Source organism: Kitasatospora sp. NPDC088742 (assembly GCF_055584905.1).
Window position 1 is genome coordinate 147,193 of sequence record NZ_JBVJLD010000001.1, and the last position, 17,453, is coordinate 164,645.

13 protein-coding genes and 1 riboswitch are annotated in these 17,453 nt (G+C 74.0%); of the genes, 10 read left to right on the top strand and 3 right to left on the bottom strand.

The window, feature by feature from the left end; all coding sequences use genetic code 11:
- Positions 1-9: 9 nt before the first annotated feature.
- Entirely contained in the window at positions 10-1,782 is a 1,773-nt protein-coding gene (locus tag ACZ6ZR_RS00615; protein WP_465637879.1) for an AMP-binding protein, read from the bottom strand.
- A gap of 262 nt (positions 1,783-2,044) precedes the next feature.
- Here ACZ6ZR_RS00615 and ACZ6ZR_RS00620 point away from each other — a divergent pair, with 262 nt between their 5' ends.
- The 10 genes from ACZ6ZR_RS00620 (at position 2,045) to ACZ6ZR_RS00665 (ending at position 13,645) form a co-directional block, all read left to right on the top strand.
- On the top strand, positions 2,045-4,363 hold the full coding sequence (locus ACZ6ZR_RS00620) for a lantibiotic dehydratase (protein WP_465637880.1): 2,319 nt from the start codon (positions 2,045-2,047) through the stop codon (positions 4,361-4,363).
- A 93-nt stretch (positions 4,364-4,456) separates the two neighbouring features.
- Positions 4,457-5,668 carry a DegT/DnrJ/EryC1/StrS family aminotransferase gene (locus ACZ6ZR_RS00625; protein ID WP_465637882.1) on the top strand — a complete coding sequence of 404 codons (1,212 nt, stop codon included), beginning with the start codon at positions 4,457-4,459 and terminating at the stop codon, positions 5,666-5,668.
- Positions 5,665-6,840 (top strand): glycosyltransferase family 4 protein, encoded by a 1,176-nt coding sequence (locus ACZ6ZR_RS00630; RefSeq protein ID WP_465637884.1) that lies wholly within the window; start codon positions 5,665-5,667, stop codon positions 6,838-6,840. The genes ACZ6ZR_RS00625 and ACZ6ZR_RS00630 overlap by 4 nt, the downstream gene beginning before the upstream one ends.
- A gap of 28 nt (positions 6,841-6,868) precedes the next feature.
- Positions 6,869-8,059 carry a hypothetical protein gene (locus ACZ6ZR_RS00635; RefSeq protein WP_465637886.1) on the top strand — a complete coding sequence of 397 codons (1,191 nt, stop codon included), beginning with the start codon at positions 6,869-6,871 and terminating at the stop codon, positions 8,057-8,059.
- A gap of 142 nt (positions 8,060-8,201) precedes the next feature.
- Positions 8,202-9,494 (top strand): aminotransferase family protein, encoded by a 1,293-nt coding sequence (locus ACZ6ZR_RS00640; protein ID WP_465637888.1) that lies wholly within the window; start codon positions 8,202-8,204, stop codon positions 9,492-9,494.
- 13 nt (positions 9,495-9,507) lie between these two features.
- Positions 9,508-10,506, top strand: coding sequence for an NAD-dependent epimerase/dehydratase family protein (locus ACZ6ZR_RS00645; protein ID WP_465637890.1), 999 nt, complete (start codon positions 9,508-9,510; stop codon positions 10,504-10,506).
- Positions 10,488-11,123 (top strand): HAD family hydrolase, encoded by a 636-nt coding sequence (locus ACZ6ZR_RS00650; RefSeq protein WP_465637892.1) that lies wholly within the window; start codon positions 10,488-10,490, stop codon positions 11,121-11,123. The genes ACZ6ZR_RS00645 and ACZ6ZR_RS00650 overlap by 19 nt, the downstream gene beginning before the upstream one ends.
- Before the next feature lie 11 nt (positions 11,124-11,134).
- Positions 11,135-11,569: a GNAT family N-acetyltransferase gene (locus ACZ6ZR_RS00655; RefSeq protein WP_465637894.1), complete on the top strand. Its 435-nt coding sequence runs from the start codon at positions 11,135-11,137 to the stop codon at positions 11,567-11,569.
- 202 nt (positions 11,570-11,771) lie between these two features.
- Positions 11,772-11,904, top strand: a riboswitch (cyclic di-AMP (ydaO/yuaA leader).
- Between the two features lie 3 nt (positions 11,905-11,907).
- Positions 11,908-13,014: a hypothetical protein gene (locus ACZ6ZR_RS00660; RefSeq protein ID WP_465637896.1), complete on the top strand. Its 1,107-nt coding sequence runs from the start codon at positions 11,908-11,910 to the stop codon at positions 13,012-13,014.
- A gap of 184 nt (positions 13,015-13,198) precedes the next feature.
- Positions 13,199-13,645: a cupredoxin domain-containing protein gene (locus ACZ6ZR_RS00665; protein ID WP_465637898.1), complete on the top strand. Its 447-nt coding sequence runs from the start codon at positions 13,199-13,201 to the stop codon at positions 13,643-13,645.
- A gap of 11 nt (positions 13,646-13,656) precedes the next feature.
- On the opposite strand, the gene ACZ6ZR_RS00670 is transcribed toward ACZ6ZR_RS00665, so the two are convergent.
- Positions 13,657-16,347, bottom strand: coding sequence for a SpoIIE family protein phosphatase (locus tag ACZ6ZR_RS00670; RefSeq protein ID WP_465637900.1), 2,691 nt, complete (start codon positions 16,345-16,347; stop codon positions 13,657-13,659).
- 54 nt (positions 16,348-16,401) lie between these two features.
- The gene (locus ACZ6ZR_RS00675; protein WP_465637902.1) at positions 16,402-17,400 is read right to left on the bottom strand and encodes a 2-hydroxyacid dehydrogenase; all 999 of its coding nucleotides are present in this window, start codon (positions 17,398-17,400) and stop codon (positions 16,402-16,404) included.
- Between the last annotated feature and the right edge of the window lie 53 nt (positions 17,401-17,453).

Below are 17,453 nucleotides of genomic sequence, written 5' to 3' on the forward strand. Positions count from 1 at the left end.
GGGAGCCGCTCACCCCTCCCGGCCGGGCCGGGCCCGGGTGAGCAGCAGCCGCCCCAGGTCCTGCGGCGCGGGGTGGGCGAAGACGTCCTCGGGGGAGCAGTCCACGTCGAACTCCGCGGCCAGCTCCGCGCAGAGCTCGGCAGCGGCGGTCAGGTCCAGGCCACCGTCGATCAGGTCGCGCCCGGAGTCCGGCGCGGTGCCGGAGAGCCGGGCGGCGGTGAGGCTGATCCGCTCCACCAGCGCCTCCAAGGTCGCACTGGCAGCGGGCTCGGCGGGGGTGCGGGCCAGCAGGCGGCGCAGCGCGTTGCGGTCGGTCTTGCCGGTGGCGAGCCTGGGCAGCCGCTCCACCGGCACCAGGCGGGCGGGGACGGCGGGGCTGCCGAGCCGGTGCAGCACGTGGGTGCGCAGCGCCTGCGGCTCCACGGGCCCGCGCAGCACGACCAGCGCGCCCAGCCGCAGCGCCGGGCCGTTGCGCTCGCCGAGCACCACCGCCTCCGCCACGGCGGGGTGGGTGCGCAGCACGCTCTCCACCTCGTGGCAGTTGACCCAGACGCCGTTGAGCTTCAGCCGGCTGTCCAGTCGGCCGAGCAGCACCAGGCCCTCGGGCCGCAGGGCGCCGAGGTCGCCGGTGCGGAAGGTGACCAGGCCGCCGGTGCGCCGGAACCGCACCGCCGCCTCCGGCCCCGGGTCGCCCAGGTAGCCGAAGGAGCCGTGGGTGGTGGCGATGACCACCTCGCCCGCCGTGCCCTCCGGCTGCCGGGCGCCGGTCTCGGGGTCGACGATGGTGACGAGGGTGCCGGGCAGCGGCCGGCCGACCGGCACGGCGCCGTCGGCCCGGTCGGCCGGGACGCGGTGGTGGAACTTGGCGAGGGTGGTCTCGGAGGGGCCGTAGAGGTTGACCACCTGCTGCTCCGGACCGGTCTCCGACCGCCAGCGGACCGCGAGTTGGGCGTCCAGCGGCTCACCCGCGAAGAAGGTGGCGCGCAGCCGGGGGGCCTCGCCACCGGTCTTGGCGGCCCGGGCGGCGGTCAGCCAGTAGCGGGCCAGCGAGGGCACCACGTGCAGCACGGTGGCGTCGTGCCAGCCCAGCCAGCCCAGCACCCGGCTGGGCGCGAGGTCGGGCGGGGGGCAGAGCAGGGTGGCGCCGCTGGTCAGGGTGGTGACCAACTCCCGGTAGACCACGTCGAAGTTGAGGCCGGTCAGGGCCGGCACCCGGTCCTCGGGCGACCAGTCGTACTCGGTGCGCTGCCAGGCGGCGAAGGCGGCCAGCGAGGACTGGCTGCCCAGGATCACCTTTCGGCGGCCGGTGCTCCCGGAGGTGCGCACCAGGTAGCCGCCGCCGGCTTCGGCGAGCTCCGCCCGGTGGGCGGGGAGCAGGCGCAGCGCGGCGGCCAGGTCGGCCGGGAGGAGCTGACGGGTGGTTTGCTTCGTCTCCTCGTCGGTGTGCCCCAAGGAGACGGTCAGCAGCGGGACTTCCTCGGTGGGGCCGTCCACGGCCGCCGGGTCGTCGCCGTCCAGCCAGACCACCGCGCCGTGCAGCCAGGCGCCGAGCAGGTGGGCGGCCAGCGGACCGCCGACCGGGCCGCGCAGGCGCACCGGTGTGCCGGGCCCGACACCGTGGGCGCGCAGCGCGGCGGCGGCGGCCTCGGCAGCCCCTGACAGCTGACGGTACGTCAGGGTGCCGGCGGGGCTGACCAGGGCGGGGTGGTCGGGGCGCCGCTCGGCGGCGAGGAGGAATTCGTCGATGATGCGGCCGGGGCCGGACGGCTCGGCATGTGCCACGCAGATCTCTCCTAACGAGGAGCGGTGCTGCCAGACATGATCACGAGCGGCCAGTGTACGACAGCGGAGCGCTCTTGGTCCGAACATGGCGAAATAGCGAGGTCGGGTGGCCGTCGAAGGCCTCATTGACCTTCTCTCGGAAGGGGATTGACACTCGGTGATCAAAGGTTAGTCTGTAGCGAGCGTCTGTCACCGACGATCTGATGGTCCAACTCCTTTGGCATCAGCTCGAATCGAACCCGCCGAGGATGGGCAGTCACGCATGACATCGACGTTCCACGTCAGGCTCGGCAACACTGAGTGGTCGGCCTGGCGCGAGGCACTGTTACGCAGCACCGGTTTCCCCGCCTCCGGCCTGGTCCGGTTCGCCTCCCCCGAATGCGCCCGGGGCGCGGACGAGTTCATCGACGGGACGGCGGACCGCGAGGCCTTCGAGGTGCTCTTCTCGAAGACCGTGGCGGCGCTCTCCAGCGAGGTGAACCGGGTGGCCGCGGAGCCGCTGCTCCGCGAGGCCATCACCTGGCAGAGCCCCGCCGTGGCGGGCCTGCTGGACTCCCTGCTGCGCAACCCCGAACCGATCCGCCGGAACGCCAAACGGCGGTACCGCGAGGAGCAGTTGTCGAAGTTCTGGCAGCGCTACTGCGCCAAGGCCGAGACCATCGGCTTCTTCGGGCCGTCCCGGTGGATCACCCTCGAACCCGAGCGGCCGCGGACCACGGCGGTGCCGGGCCCGGGGCTGGTGGACCGCCGGGTGGTCTTCCTGGAGCCCTGGGCGGTCATCGCGTACGGCGAATGGCTGGCCACCGACCCGGAGTTGCGCCGCTGGCTGCCACCGGCCCGGCACCCGCACCACCTGCTGGAGCAGGGCCGGGTGACCAGGCCCGGCCAGTCGGCGGCGCCGCTCACCGAGCGCGAGGCCGAGGTGCTGAGCAGGTGTGACGGCACCCGTCCCGCGGTCCTGATCGCCCGTGAACTCGCCGACGTCACCGAGGGGTTGAGCGAGGAAGAGGTGTACCGGGTGCTGGCCGGCCTGGCCCGCCGCAGGCTGCTCACCTGGGACGCGAACGTACCGGTCGGCTCGGCCAGCGAGGACGTGCTGGACGCGCGCATCGCGGCCATCGGCGAACCGGCCCTGCGCGAGCGGGCGGGCGCCGGGCTGGCCCGGCTGCGCGCGGCCCGGGACGCGGTGGCCGCGGCCGCCGGTGACCCGGTGGCGCTAGCGGCCGCGCAGGAGCGGCTGAGCGGCGAGTTCACCGCGATCACCGGCCGGGAGGCGCGGCGGCGCAGCGGCGTGGCCTACGCGGGGCGCGGCCTCTGTTACGAGGACACCGACCGGGACCTCGAACTCGCCCTGGGAGCAGACCTGCTGGACGAGGTGGCGGCCCCGCTGGACGTGGTGCTCCAGGCCGCCCGCTGGCTCTCGGTGGCGATGGCCACCGCCTACGACCGCGAGCTCTCCCGGCTGGTCCGGGAGCACCCGGACGGCCCGGACGGCCTGACGCTGGCCGAGATCTGGACACCGACGCTGCGGCTCTTCCTCGGCTCGGGGGAGAAGCCCGCGGACGTGGTGATGAAGGAGTTCGTCGACCGCTGGGCGGAGCTGCTCGGCCTGGACGGGGCCGGATCGGGGCGGCCCGAGCTGCTGCTCTCCACCGCCGAACTTGCGGGGCGGGTACGGGAGTTGTTCCCCGCCACCGGCCCCGGCTGGGCCGGCGGCCGGGTGCACAGCCCCGACCTGCACGTCTGCGCCCCCTCGGTGCGGGCGCTGAACGACGGTGACTTCCTGGTGGTGCTCGGGGAGCTGCACGCCTCGGTGGGCACCATGGAGGGGCGGCTGTTCGGCTGGTCGCTGGACGATCCGCAGAGCGTGGTGGAGCGGCTGGCGCAGGACCAGGGCGGCGCCCGGGTGCTGCCGCTGTTCCCGGTGATGTGGCCGCGCAACGCGGGCCGGACGGTGCCGGTGGAGTACGCCTCCGACGACCGGATGCTCGGCTTCTCCCCGGCGCCCGGCGCCGAGCTCGACCGGACCAGCTCGATCGCCGAGGTGCGGCTCGCCCTGCATGACGGCCGGGTGCTGGCCACCGTCGGGGAGCGGCAACTCCCGCTGCTGGACGTGCTCTCGGCCTTCCTGGCGATGAAGACCGCGGACGCCTTCAAGCTGGTCTCGGCCGGCGGGCACACGCCCAGGATCACGCTGGACCGCCTGGTGCTGTTCCGGGAGACCTGGCGCACCACCGCGGAGGAGACCGACCTGCTGCCGGTGCGCGGCGAGCAGGAGGAGTTCCTGGCGGCCCGGCGCTGGCGCCGCCGGCACGGGCTGCCCGAGCGCTGCTTCGTGAAGATCTCCACCGAGACCAAGCCCAGTTACCTGGACCTGACCAGCCCGCTCTTCGTCTCCGCGTTCTGCGCGGCGCTGCGGGCGGCCCGCAGGTCCACCAAGGAGGACATCACGGTGACCGTCACCGAGATGCTGCCCGACCCGGACCAGGCCTGGGTGCCCGGCCCCGGCGGCGAGTCCTACTTCGGCGAGATCAGGATGCACGTGGTCGACCCGCAGCCCTGCGTCGACCTCACGAACTGAGCTTTACCGCAAGCTACTTGGCACCACCGCAACAGCCGTCCCGTCGTCATGTCCGCGCTCCGGCAGGGAGCCGGGAGATATTGGGGGTCCTGTGTGAGCCGTGCTCTGGAAGTTTCCGACAACTCGTCAGACGACGTACACCTCCCGTTCGGCGGCCCGGTCTACGACGACCGGGAGATCGAGGCCGTGGTCGGCGCACTGCGCTCCGGCGACCTCGCCACCGGCCGCATCACCAAGGCCTTCGAGGCCGAGTTCGCCGAGACCTTCGGCTTCGCCCACGCCGCCGCCGTCACCTCCGGCAGCACCGCCAACCTGCTGGCCCTGGCCGCCATGCTGGAGCTCGGCCGGATCGCGCCGGGCGAGCGCGTGGTGGTCTCCGGCGCGACCTTCGTTGCCGCCGTCTCCCCGGTGGTCCAACTCGGCCTGGTACCGGTCTTCGTGGACCTCGCCGAGGGCGACCTCAACCTCGACCTCGACCTGGTCGAGCAGGCCGTCACCGAGCACGGCGCCCGTGGCCTGCTGATCCCGCACGCCCTCGGCGTCGCCCTCCCGGTCGACCGCCTGGCCGAGATCAAGCGCCGGCACGGCGTCTTCCTGATCGAGGACTGCTGCGAGTCGCTCGGCGCCGCCCACGGCTCCACGCCGGTGGGCGCCGCCGCCGACGTGGCCACCTTCAGCTTCTACGCCGGCCACCACCTGACGATGGGTGAGGGCGGCGTCGCGGCCACCCACGACGCCGAGACCGACGCCATGCTGCGCAGCCTGCGCGCCTTCGGCCGCAGCCCCGACTACCGCGGCGAGCGCTTCGCCTACCCGGTGGACGGGCGCGCGCTGGCCCCCGAGGAGCGCTACGTCCACCTCCGGCTCGGCTACAACGGCAAGCTGACCGACCTTCAGGCCGCCTTCGGCCGGGTGCAGCTCACCCGCCACGCCGAACTGGCCGAGGCCCGCCGGGAGACCGCCCGGGCACTCACCAAGGTGCTGGCCGACCACGGCTGGCAGGTGCTCGGCGACCCCTGCGCGCCCACCGCCTCCCCGTTCGCCGTCGCGGTGCTGGCCCCGGAGGGCCGCCGCCACACCGACGTGGCCGGGACCCTGCTGCGCCACGGCATCGACTTCCGCGGCTTCCTGGGCGCCTCGCAGGCGCACCAGCCCTGCTTCGACCGGTACGAGACCGTCGTCCACCAGCCCTACCGGCACACCCTGGAGGTCGCCGAGCGCGGGCTCCTGCTGGGCTGCCCGCCCGGCATCGACCGCGCGGCGGCCGTCGCCGCGCTCCGTGCAGCCCTGGAGGCGCTGGCATGAAGATCCTTCTGGTGGCCGAGAAGTACCCGCCCGTGGTCGGCGGCGGCGAGACCCACCTCCAGCAGCTCGCCGAGGGCCTGGCCGCGCGCGGACACGCCGTCACCGTCTGCACCGAGGCCGTGGAGGACGGACCGGAGCGCGCCCTCTACCGCGAGGGCCCGGTCCGGGTCCGCGAGGTGAACGGCCTGGTGGCCGCCTGCCAGCGGATGGACGCCAAGGAGGCCCTCACCAGCCTGCACCGCGAGCTGACCGCGACCGACGCCGACGTGATCCACGTCTTCAACTACGTGCCCGCGCTGCTGGTCAGCCTGCTGCGCCCGGTGATCACCGCCAAGCTCGCCGTCTCCCTCTTCGAGACCCACATGCCCGGGCAGCGGGTCTTCGACCTCTGGGGCGAGTACGGAATCGAACGCGCCCTCCAGCGCGGCCTGGTGGACAACCTGCGGGCCGACGCCATGGTCTGCGGCTCGCAGGCGTACCGGCGCTGGGCGCTGGACGCGGGCTTCCCCGACCAGGACATCAGCGTCGTCGAGTTCGGCACCGACCTGGACCGCTTCCGCGAGGACAAGGCGGCCCGGGCCGAGTGGCGCCACCGCCACGGGGTCGCCGAGGAGGAGACGCTCTTCCTGGTGCCCGCCCGCCCCGTCCCGCGCAAGTGCATCGAGGACGCCGTCCGGGCGCTGGCCCTGGTCGCCGCCGAACACCCGGGCGTGCGGCTGGTGCTGACCGCCCCGACCGGCCGCAGCGTGGACGTCTACGTCGAGTCGCTGCGCACGCTGGCCGCCGAACTCGGCGTCGCGGAGCGGGTGATCTGGGAGGAGGGCGTCTCCTGGCACGGCATGCCCGAGATCTTCGCGGCCGCCGACGCCGTGCTGCTGCCCTCCTCGCACGAGGGCTTCGGGATCGCCCTGGTCGAGGGCATGGCCAGCCGCAAGCCGGTGATCACCTCCGACGTGGAGGGGCACGACGAGGTCATCGACCACGAGCGCACCGGCTTCCTCTACCCGGCCCGCGACGTCGAGGCGCTGGCCCGGCAGATGGGCCGGGTGATCGGCACCGACCTGGGGACCCTGCTGGACGACGCCCAGGCGGAGGCCGTCGCCCGGTTCTCCTCCGCGGCGGTCGCCGCCGGACACGAAGCCGCCTACCTGTCGGCGCTGGCCAGGAACTGACGCGGACCCAGCGGGCAGAGGAGACGTGATGACGACCACCGACCAGACCACCGACCGGACCACCGACCAGGCCCTGAGCTCGGACGACCTGACGCCGGGCTACCTGACACCCGCTCACCCGGGCGCACCCGTGCCCGGAAGCCGGACCCCGGCCGACCCGGGGGCCGATCCGGCCGCCGCCAGCTTCGGCGCACTGGCGGCGGGCGTGGCCCGCTGGCTGCGCGGCGGCCAGGCCCAGCACCCCGACGGCGCCTACGCCGGCTGGCACACCGCGGACGGCGAACTCTCCACGCCCTACCCGGAGATCACCGGGTACGTGCTCACCTTCCTCGCCAACGAGGAGCTGGACGCCGCCGAGCGCGGGCGCGCCGACGCGGCCGCCCGCTGGCTCGCCGAGCGGATCGAGCGCGGCGACGACACCTGCCGCTTCGACCGGCCGGACGGGGTCTACCTGTTCGACCTAGCGATGATCACCAACGGGCTCTTCGCGTACGGGCGGCGGACCGCCGACCGGCGGACCGTGGCCGCCGCCCGGACCGTCGCCGCTCAGCTGCTGGACCACCTGGCCGAGGGCCCGATGATCGGCGGAGCCCGGCCCGAGGGCACCGAGCCCACCTGGTCCAACTCCGGCCGCGCGCACCTGCTCAAGGTGCTCCAGGCCCTGGTCGCGGCCGACGTGCACGGCGTCCCCGGCGCGGCCGAGGCCGCCGAGCGGCTGGCCGCCACCGCCGGCGAGCTCGCGCCGCCGAGCGGCACCGCGCCGGTCGAGACCTGCCCCGGCAGCGAACTGGTCAGCCTGCACGCCGCCTGCTACGCGGCCGAGGGCCTCTGGGTCTGGTCCGAGGCCCGGCGCGACCCGGCGGCGCGCGAGCGGGCGGCCGGGATCGTCGAGTGGGTCTGGCAGCAGCAGCTCCCCGACGGCGGCTTCCCCACCTACGCCCACCGCGACGGCGGACCGGTCGGCGACCGTTGGCAGTCCGACGTGCTCTCCCAGGCCGTCCGGCTGGCCCTGCTGCTCGGCCTGGAGCCCAAGGGCCTGCGCGCCGCCGGCGAGGCCCTGGCCGCCAGCACCACCGAGCACCCTGACGACCGGTCAGCCGTCCTCTACTGGCCCCGGGCCGAGCAGGCCCACAGCAACAGCTGGAGCAGCATGTTCGCCCACCAGGCGCTGCTGCTGCTCAGCGGCCGGCCCGCACCGGCCTGGCACGCGCTGGTCTGAGACCGGCCGGCCGGCCGGCCCGGGGCGGACGGGGGACCGGGGCCGGCCGGAGGTGCCCCGGTCCGTGCGCCCGCCCCCGCCGTCCCCCACGCCCGCCCCCGTCGCCGGTCGGCCCGATCCGGCCGGAAGGAGCCTCCCCACCGTGAGCAAGTCCGTGCTGCTGTCCACCTTCCAACCCGTGCCACCGGTCGACTACACCCATGCCGAGGGCGCCTGGGTGCACACCGCCGACGGCGGCCGGCTGCTCGACGCGGCCAGCGGCCTGGTCTGCGTCAACATCGGGCACGCCCACCCGCACGTGCTGGAGGCGATGACCCGTCAGGCCTCCGTCGCCACCTACGCCTCGCCCGGCGCCCTGCGCCCGGCCCTCCAGGAGGAGCTGGCCGTACGGCTCGCCGCCGCCGTGGGACGGGCCGGGGACGGGGTGAGCCTGGCCTGCTCGGGCACCGCCGCCGTCGAACTGGCCGTCACCTACGCCAAGGCGATCCAGCGCGCCCGGGGCGGGACCGGCCGCCACCACGTGCTCACCGCCACCCTCGGGTACCACGGCAACAGCGCGCTGGCCCTCGGCCTCTCCGGCCACCGGCGGCGCCGCCCCGAACCGGTCGACGCCCTGGGCCTCGGCCCCGCCTTCGACCCGCCCTACCCCGGCCACCACCGCGGCTGCCCGTACGAGCGGTGCCGCGCCGAGTGCGTGAGCGCCGTCCGCGACGCGATCCTGCAGCGCGGCCCCGAGAGCGTCGCGGCCGTCCTGATCGAACCGGTCAACGGCACCACCGGCGGCGCCTACACGCCCCCGCCCGGCTACCTCTCCGCCCTGCGCCGGCTCTGCGACGAGTACGGCGTGCTGGTGATTCACGACGAGGTGCTGACCGGCCTCGGCCGCACCGGCCTGCCGCTCGGCGCCGACCACGACCCCGGCAGCGCGGCCGACCTGGTGGTGCTCGCCAAGGGCCTGTCCGCCGGGTACCTGCCGCTCTCCGCCGTGCTGGTGAACGAGGCGGGCGTGGACTCGCTGCGCTCCTCGGGGCGCCCGCTCCCGCTGATGGGCACCATGTCCGCCAGCCCGCTCCAGGCCGCCGTCGGACTCGCGGTGCTCGACGTGCTCCAGGACCTCGGCGCGCTCGACCCCTCCACCCCCAGGGGAGGTGAACTCACCGCCGCAGTACGGGCGTTGGAGGACCTCCCGGCGGTGGTCCGGACCCGGGGGGTGGGGTACTTCCACGCGGTGGAGCTGGTGCCCGGCGCCCAGCGGGCCGCGCTGGCCCGTGGCCGGGAGGCCGGGCTGCTGCTCTACCCGTTCAACGGCTTCAACCCGGACGGGAGCGGCGAAGGGGTCATCCTCGCGCCGCCGCTCACCAGCACCTCCGAGGAGATCGGCTTCCTGGCGGAGGCGTCCCGCGCGGCGCTGTCCCGCATCCCTGCGAGCGAGTGAGGCACCCCCACTGATGTCGTCCACCGAATCGGCCGAGCGCTACTGGGCCGGCCGCCCGGTCCTGGTGACCGGGGCCGACGGCTTCGTCGGCTCGCACCTCACCGAGGCCCTGATCGGCCTCGGTGCCCAGGTCACCGCCGTGGTCCGCCGGGTCTCCGGCACCCAGGTCACCAACCGCCTGCGCAACCTCCCCGCCCCCGCCGTCGCGGCCCTGCACCGCCTGGTCCACCTGGACCTGGCCGGGCCCTCGGCCGTCACCGTGCTCAGCGGCATCGAGGCGAGCACCTGGTTCCACCTGGCCGCGGACGCCTACGTCCCGGCCTCGCTGGACCAGCCCGCCAGCGTCGTGCAGACCAACCTCGGCTCCACCCTCAACGTGCTGGAGGCCGCCCGGCTGACCGGCCCCGAACACCTGCTGGTCACCAGCTCCAGCGAGGTCTACGGCACCCAGCCCGACGCCATCACCGAGCAGCACCCGCTGATGCCCGCCACCCCGTACGCCGCCTCCAAGGTGGCCTGCGACCGGCTCGCCTGGTCCTACTCCCACACCTACGGCACCCCGCTGACCATCGTCCGGCCGTTCAACTGCTACGGCCCCCGGCACGTCTACGACGCCGTCCCGCTCTTCCTCGCCAAGGCCTTGCGCGGCGAACCGATCACCATCAACGGCACCGGCGAGCAGACCCGCGACCTCACCTACGTGGCCGACACCGTCGAGGCCTTCCTCGCCCTCGGCCGCCTCCCCGGCACCGGCGAGGCCTACAACATCGGCACCGGTGTCGACCACAGCGTCACCGACACCGCCCGCCTGGTGGTCGAACTCACCGGCTCCCGCAGCGAGATCCTGCACGGACCGCCCCGCCCCGGCGAGGTCATGAAGCTCCAGGCCGACCCGGCCAAGCTGACCCGCACCACCGGCTGGGCCGCCAAGTACGACCTCGCGGCCGGGCTGGCCGCCAACCTCGACTGGATGCGCGAGAACGTGGAGCGGGTATGGCCGACACGATCCTGATGGACGCCGGGGGCGTCATCTTCAACAACGTCACCGAGGAGACCGACTTCCTCCAGCAGCTGGCGGACCGTCACCATGCCGACCCGGAACGGCTGTTGGCCGAACTGGACGCCAGGGACGCCGCCTACGAGGTCGGCCTGGCCCACGTCCACGACGTACTGGCCGACGCCCTGGTGGCGGCCGGGGCACCGGCCGGCCTGCGGGTGGACCCGCAGTGGCTGGACGCCCTCTACCGGGACTGCGTGGTCCCCCGTCCGGGTGCCTTCGCCGCCATCGCCGAACTCCGCCGCCACCGGCCCGACTTGCTGCTCGTGCTGGCCAACAACGAGGCCGAGCACTGGGACGCCGTCAAGGACGGCGCCCACGGCCACCTGGGCAAGTTCGACGTGATCGCCTCCTCCTGGCGGGTCGGGCGGGTCAAGCCCACCGCGGAGTTCTTCGCCGCCGTCGCCGAACGCTGCGGCCGGACCCTGGAGCGGGCTGTCCTGATCGACGACAACCCCGAAGTCACCGGCGCGGCGGAGCGCTTGGGAATCGGTACGCTGCTCGCGGACACACCGGAGGCCCTCGCTGCGGGGATCGCCCGGTTGCTGGAAGACGGTACAGAGCGGAAATAGGTGAAATCGGCGTGACCGAGGTCGAGTTGAAGGTCCGGTTCGGGGTCGACGACAGGGAGCTGTCCGCACTGCACGAACGGGCGTTCAGCCCGGACGGGCCGGCGGTCCCGGACGAGGAGCTCACCGTCACCCCGTGGGCGAGCCGCCTGGAGCGGCACAGCCTCAGCTGGATCGGTGCCTTCGACGCCGACCGCCTGGTCGGCTTCGTGCACGCGGTGTGGGACGGCGGCAAGCACGCCTTCGTGCTGGACACCGCCGTCCACCCCGAGTACCAACGCCTGGGCATCGGAAAGCGGTTGGTGGACGAGGTCACCGAGGAGGCCTTCCGGGCCGGCTGCGACTGGGTGCACGTGGACTACGACCCCGAGCACGTCGACTTCTACGAACGCTCCTGCGGCTTCCGCTCCACCCCGGCCGGCCTGCGCTCCCCGCACTGGACGAGCTGACCCCTCGCCGCGCGGAGCGGGCGGCTCTGTGAGCTGCGCTACAGCGTCCTTCACCGTCTTGTCCGTGCCGGGACGGCTGCTAGCCTGCTCCGAGTCGCCCGCTCCGCGCGGGCCCCGCCGGTGGGACGCCGAATCCCGTCCACCCGCCGGCGGTCACTCGAGCACGGACACGGACGGGAGCGGGGGAACCAGGTCAGCCGCCTGCTGCCCCCCGCCCGCGCACGTGCGTCCGCGGTGGCCGCAGGCTCGGGGTGAAGCCGCTCCCACAGCGCGGCCGGGCCGTACCTCCGGCCCGAACCCGACAGCTCACCTCGCAGGCGTCGCAGAGGAACCTGTCCATGCGCTTTTCTGCCACCCCTGTACGGGTCGGCGCGGCGGCCGCAGCCGGCCTGCTCGCCCTCCCGTTCGTGATCAGCACCCAGGCCTCCGGCGCCCAGGCCGCCCGGACCTCCACGCAGTCCGGCCACTGGCGCTACCAGCCGACGCGCACACCGAGCCCGACGCCGACGCCGACCGCGACGCCCAAGCCCAGCCCGACTCCCGCGCCGACTCCCGCGCCGAGCGCCACGCCCACGCCGAGCGCCACGCCCACGCCCACGCCGAGTGCGACGCCCGCGCCCGCCGGCATGCGCGCGCTGCCCGACCGGCTGTACGGCGTCACCGCCGACGACGTCTCGGAGCTCTCCGCGCTGGTGGACTCCTCGCGGCACCTGGCCCGTACCCCGACCACCCGTCTCGTCTTCGACGAGACCGAGGGCCCGGGCTCCTACACCGCGGCGGTCAACCAACTCCAGCCCGTCAGCTACCTCATGGGCGAGATCCTCGACTCGGAGTACGTGAAGAGTTTCTCGGCCCAGGCCTACCACGACCGCGTCGCCCAGTACCTGAAGGCCTTCGGCGACAAGGTGGACCTCTGGGAGATCGGCAACGAGGTCAACGGCAACTGGCTCGGCAGCTACGCCGACGTCTCCACCAAGATCACCGACGCCTACCGCCAGGTCGAGACGGCCGGCAAGCGCAGCGCGCTGACCCTCTACTACGACATCGGCTGCGGCAACGGCCCCACCGAGCTCGACCCGATCGCCTTCACCAAGCAGTACGTGCCGGAGGACATGCGCAACGGCCTGGACTACGTGACCCTCAGCTACTACGAGGGCCAGTGCAACAACATCCGTCCCAGCGCGGCCACTTGGACCTCCTACTTCCAGCAGCTGCACGCCCTCTACCCGAACGCCAAGCTCGGCTTCGGCGAGGTCGGCCTGCCCGACGCCGCCACCGGCACCACCCAGGCGGCGGCCGGGTCGATGCTGACGTACTACTACGGCCTCAAGATCGACCTGCCCTACTACGCCGGCGGCCACTTCTGGTGGTACTACGCCGAGGACATGCTGCCCTACGCCACCAAGCCCCTCTGGCAGACCCTGAACACGGCGTTCCAGGGCTGACCTCGACCCCCTGGGCCCGCCGCCGGTCGGGTGAAACCCGGCGGCGCCCAGGCGGGGCGACGGTGTGTCAGGGCCGTCGGTGTGCGCTGATGGTGCGGCCCGACGCCGGTCACACCTGGAGGACGATCCGATGCCGACCCACTCTGCCCTTGGCCGTTCCCGTCGGTACGCCACGGTCGCGGCCGTGGCCGTGCTCCTGCTCGGGGCGGCGGGCTGCTCGGACGACAAGGGCGGCGGTGGCGGGTCGAGCGCGACGCCCACCCCCTCCGCCTCGGCGAGCCCGTCGGCGTCCCGTTCCGCCTCCGCTTCGGCGTCGGCCTCCACCTCCGCGTCGGCCTCTGCTTCCGCTTCCGCGAGTGCTTCCGCGCCCGCCACGACCGCCTCCGTGGTGATCCGCGACTTCAAGTTCACCCCGGCGGACCTCACCGTCGCGCCCGGGGCCCGGATCACCGTGACCAACCAGGACAGCGCCGCGCACACGCTCACCGCCACGGGCAGCGGCGGCTTCGACACCGGCACCCTGAGCAAGGGTCAGTCCAAGACCATCACCGCCCCGTCCACGCCGGGGAGTTACCCCTTCTTCTGCACGCTGCACCCGACCAGCATGAAGGGCACCCTGACCGTCCGCTGACCGTCCGCTGATCAGGGCAGGCGCTGCTCGGCCCAGATGACCTTGCCGCTCTCGGTGTACCGGGTGCCCCAGCGGTCGGAGCACTGGGCCACCAGGAACAGCCCGCGCCCGCCCTCGTCGGTGGTGGCCGCGTACCGCAGGTGGGGTGAGGTGCTGCTGCCGTCCGAGACCTCGCAGATCAGCGACCGGCCGTGCAGCAGGCGGACCCGGATCGGGGCCTGGCCGTAGCGGATGGCGTTGGTGACCAGCTCGCTGAGGATCAGTTCGGTGGTGAAGGCGAGGTCGTCCAGGCCCCACTCGCCGAGCAGCCGGGCCACGTCCGCGCGGACCCCGCGTACGGCGGTGGGCTCCGAGGGCACGTCCCAGACCCTGACCTGACCGTCCGTCAGGGCGCGGGTCCGGGCGACCAGCAGGGCGATGTCGTCGGTGGGGTCGGCGGACAGCAGCGCGCCGAGCACGTCCTCGCAGGTCTGCTCCGGGTCGCGGCCGGGCCGGGCGAGGGCGGTGGCCAGCAGGTTCAGGCCGAGGTCGATGTCGCGGCCGCGGGCCTCGACCAGGCCGTCGGTGTAGAGGACCAAGCTGGTGCCCTCGGGCAGCTCCAACTCGGCCGTCTCGAACGGCAGTCCGACCAGGCCGAGCGGAGGCCCGGCGGGGATGTCGGGGAACTCCACCGTGCCGTCCGGGTGGACCACGGCGGGCGGCAGGTGGCCGGCCCGCGCCACGGTGCAGCGCTGCGAGGCCGGGTCGTAGATCGCGTACAGGCAGGTCGCCCCGGTGATCGGTGCCTCGCCGTGCTCGCCGGCCTGGTCCTGGTCGATCCGGTTGACCAAGTCGTCCATCAGGCTGAGGAGTTCGCCGGGCGGCAGGTCGAGGGAGGAGAAGTTGTGCACCGCGGTGCGCAGCCGGCCCATGGTGGCGGCCGCGTGCAGCCCGTGCCCGACCACGTCGCCGACCACCAGCGCGACCCGGGCGCCGGGCAGCGGGATCACGTCGAACCAGTCGCCGCCGACCCCGGCCTGCGCGGGCAGGTAGCGGCGGGCCACGTCCAGCGCGTCCTGCTCGGGCAGACCGCCCGGCAGCAGGCTGCGCTGGAGCGTGACGGCCATGGTGTGCTCGCGGGTGTAGCGGCGGGCGTTGTCGATGCTGACGGCCGCGCGGGCGACCAGCTCCTCGGCGAGCGCGACGTCCTCCTGGTCGAAGGCCTCCGGCCGCTCGGCCCGCCAGAAGGTGGCGATCCCGAGCACCACGCCTCTGGCCCGCAGCGGCACCGCGAGCAGCGCGTGCACGCCGTGCCCGCGCACCTGCCGCGCGCGCTCCGGGTTGTGCCCGTGCCAGGCCGCGAGGGCCTCGGTGAGGTCGGTCTCGGTCACCGGCAGCCCGCTGCGCAGGCTGCGGGCGCGCGGGGTGCCGGGGACCAGCGGGACCGGCTCGCCCACCGGGAGGAACGGGCCGTCGGGGTGGTCGGGGCTCAGAGCGGCCCGGCGCATCGGTGCCCCGGCCGCCGGCTCCTCGCCCCGGAGCACGGACTCCGCGAGGTCGACCGTGACGTGGTCCGCGAAGGCCGGCACGGCCACCTCGGCCAGCTCCTGGGCGGTCCGGTTCACGTCCAGGGTGGTGCCGACCGCCAGGCCCGCGTCGTAGAGCAGCTTGAGCCGGCGGCCGGCCAGCTCGGCCTTCCCGGTGAGGGCGCGCAGCTCGGTGGAGTCGCGCAGGGTCGCGACCAGACCGGGCGGGCCGCCGTGCAGGTCGGTCGGCCGGACGTTGACCGCCAGCATCCGGTCGCCCGCGGCCAGCACCTCGTCCGTCACGGACTGCCCGGCGGCGAGCAGCTCGGCCATCCGGCGGTCGAGGCCCAGCTCGGTGACGTGCCGCCCCTCGGCGGCGGCCGGCAGGCCCAGCAGCCGCTCCGCCTCGTCGTTGGCGAGCAGCAGCCTGCCCTCCCGGTCGACGATCAGCACGCCCTCGCGGACCGCGTGCAGCACCGCGTCGTGGTGTTCGTACATCCGGGTCATCTCGGACGGCCCGAGGCCCCGGGTCTGCCGGCGCAGCCGGCGGCTGACCAGCGCGGCGCCGACGGTGGCCAGGGCGAGGGCGGCGGCCGCGCTGCCGATCAGGACCGGCAGCTGCCGGTCGGCGCTGTCGCTGACCCGGCTGGTCCTGATCCCCGCCGAGACCATGCCCACCACCTGGCCCCCGGAGTCGCGCACCGGGACCACGGCCTGCACCAGCGGGCCGATGGTGCCGTTGACCTCCTCGGTGATCGACTCCCCGGCCAGCACGGGTGCCGTGGTGCCGACGAACTTCTTGCCGATCCGGTCGGGCATCGGGTGGGTGTAGCGGATCGCGTCGGGGCCGAGCACGACCACGAAGTCGACGCCCGTCCTGATCCGGGTGGCCTCGGCCTTCGGCTGGAGCAGGGCGGTCGGGTCGGGGGAGCGGAGCGCCTCGGCGATCCCCGGCGAGTTGGCGAAGGCCTCGGCCACCGCGAGCGAGCGCTGCCGGGCCTCGGCCGCACTGTCCCGCTGGTCCTGCAGCGCCGACTCCACGCCGATCGTGACCACCAGCAGCAGCACGATCAGGACCTGGAGGACGAAGACCTGGCCCGCCACGCTGCGCGGGCCGAGCACGAGCCGCAGCCGGCTGCGCAGGCCGCCGCCGGTGGGGACGGCGTCCGTCCGGGGCGGATCCGAATTCGCGGCCATGTGCCCAGGTGTACCGCTCCCGGCCGGTCCCGGCCACCACCGGGGCGTGCGGAGTCAGGGGATCTTCGGCACCAGGGTGTTCTCGCTGCGGAGGCCGGCCTCGAAGTCGTCGACGTTGCGGGCGGTGGCGTCGATGATCTGGCCGACGGCGGTGCGGGTGAAGTAGGCCTGGTGGGAGGTGACCAGGACCTGGGGGAAGCTGATCAGTCGGGCCAGCACGTCGTCGCCGATGCCCTCCACCGAGCGGTCGTAGAAGAAGACGCCGGTCTCCTCCTCGTAGACGTCCAGGCCGACCCCGGCCAGCCGGCCGTCGCGGAGCGTCTCGACCAGGGCGGCGGTGTCCACCAGGCCGCCCCGGCTGGAGTTGACCAGGATGGCGTCGTCCTTCATCCGGGCCAGCGCGGCGGTGTCGATCAGGTGGTGGGTGTCGGGCAGCAGCGGGACGTGCAGGCTGACCAGGTCGCTGCGCTCCAGCAGCTCCTCGCGGGGCACGTAGGTCATGCCGAGCTCCCGGCAGGCCAGGTTCTCCGCGATGTCCCAGCCGAGCAGCTCGGTGCCGAAACCGGCCGCGATCCGGGCGAAGCACTCGCCGATCTTCCCGGTGCCGATCACCCCGACCGTCATGCCGTGGATGTCACGGCCCATCAGGCCGTCCAGCCGGAAGTCGAACTCGCGGGAGCGGTTGGCGGCCCGGGAGAGGCGGCGGTTGACCGCGAGGGCGAGGGTCCAGGCGTGCTCGGCCACGGCGTAGGGGGAGTAGTAGGAGACCCGGGAGACGGTGAGGCCGAGTTTGGCCGCGGCCTCGAGGTCGATGTTGTTGAAGCCGGTGGAGCGCTGGGCGATCAGCTTGGTGCCGCCCTCGGCCAGCAGGCCGAGCACCTCGGCGTCCAGCTCGCAGTTGACGCTGGTGCTCAGCACCGGGTACCCGGCGGCCAGCGGGGCGGTGTCGGCGTTCAGGAAGACCGCCAGGGTGCGCAGCCGGTGGCCGTCCTCGAAGGCGGCGCGCAGCATCGGCTGCTCGTCGGCCTGGACTCCGTAGGCGAGGATCTCCATCGGGCCTGTGTCCTTCCGGTCGGTCGCTCGGTCGTGGCGGGCTCTCCCCGTAC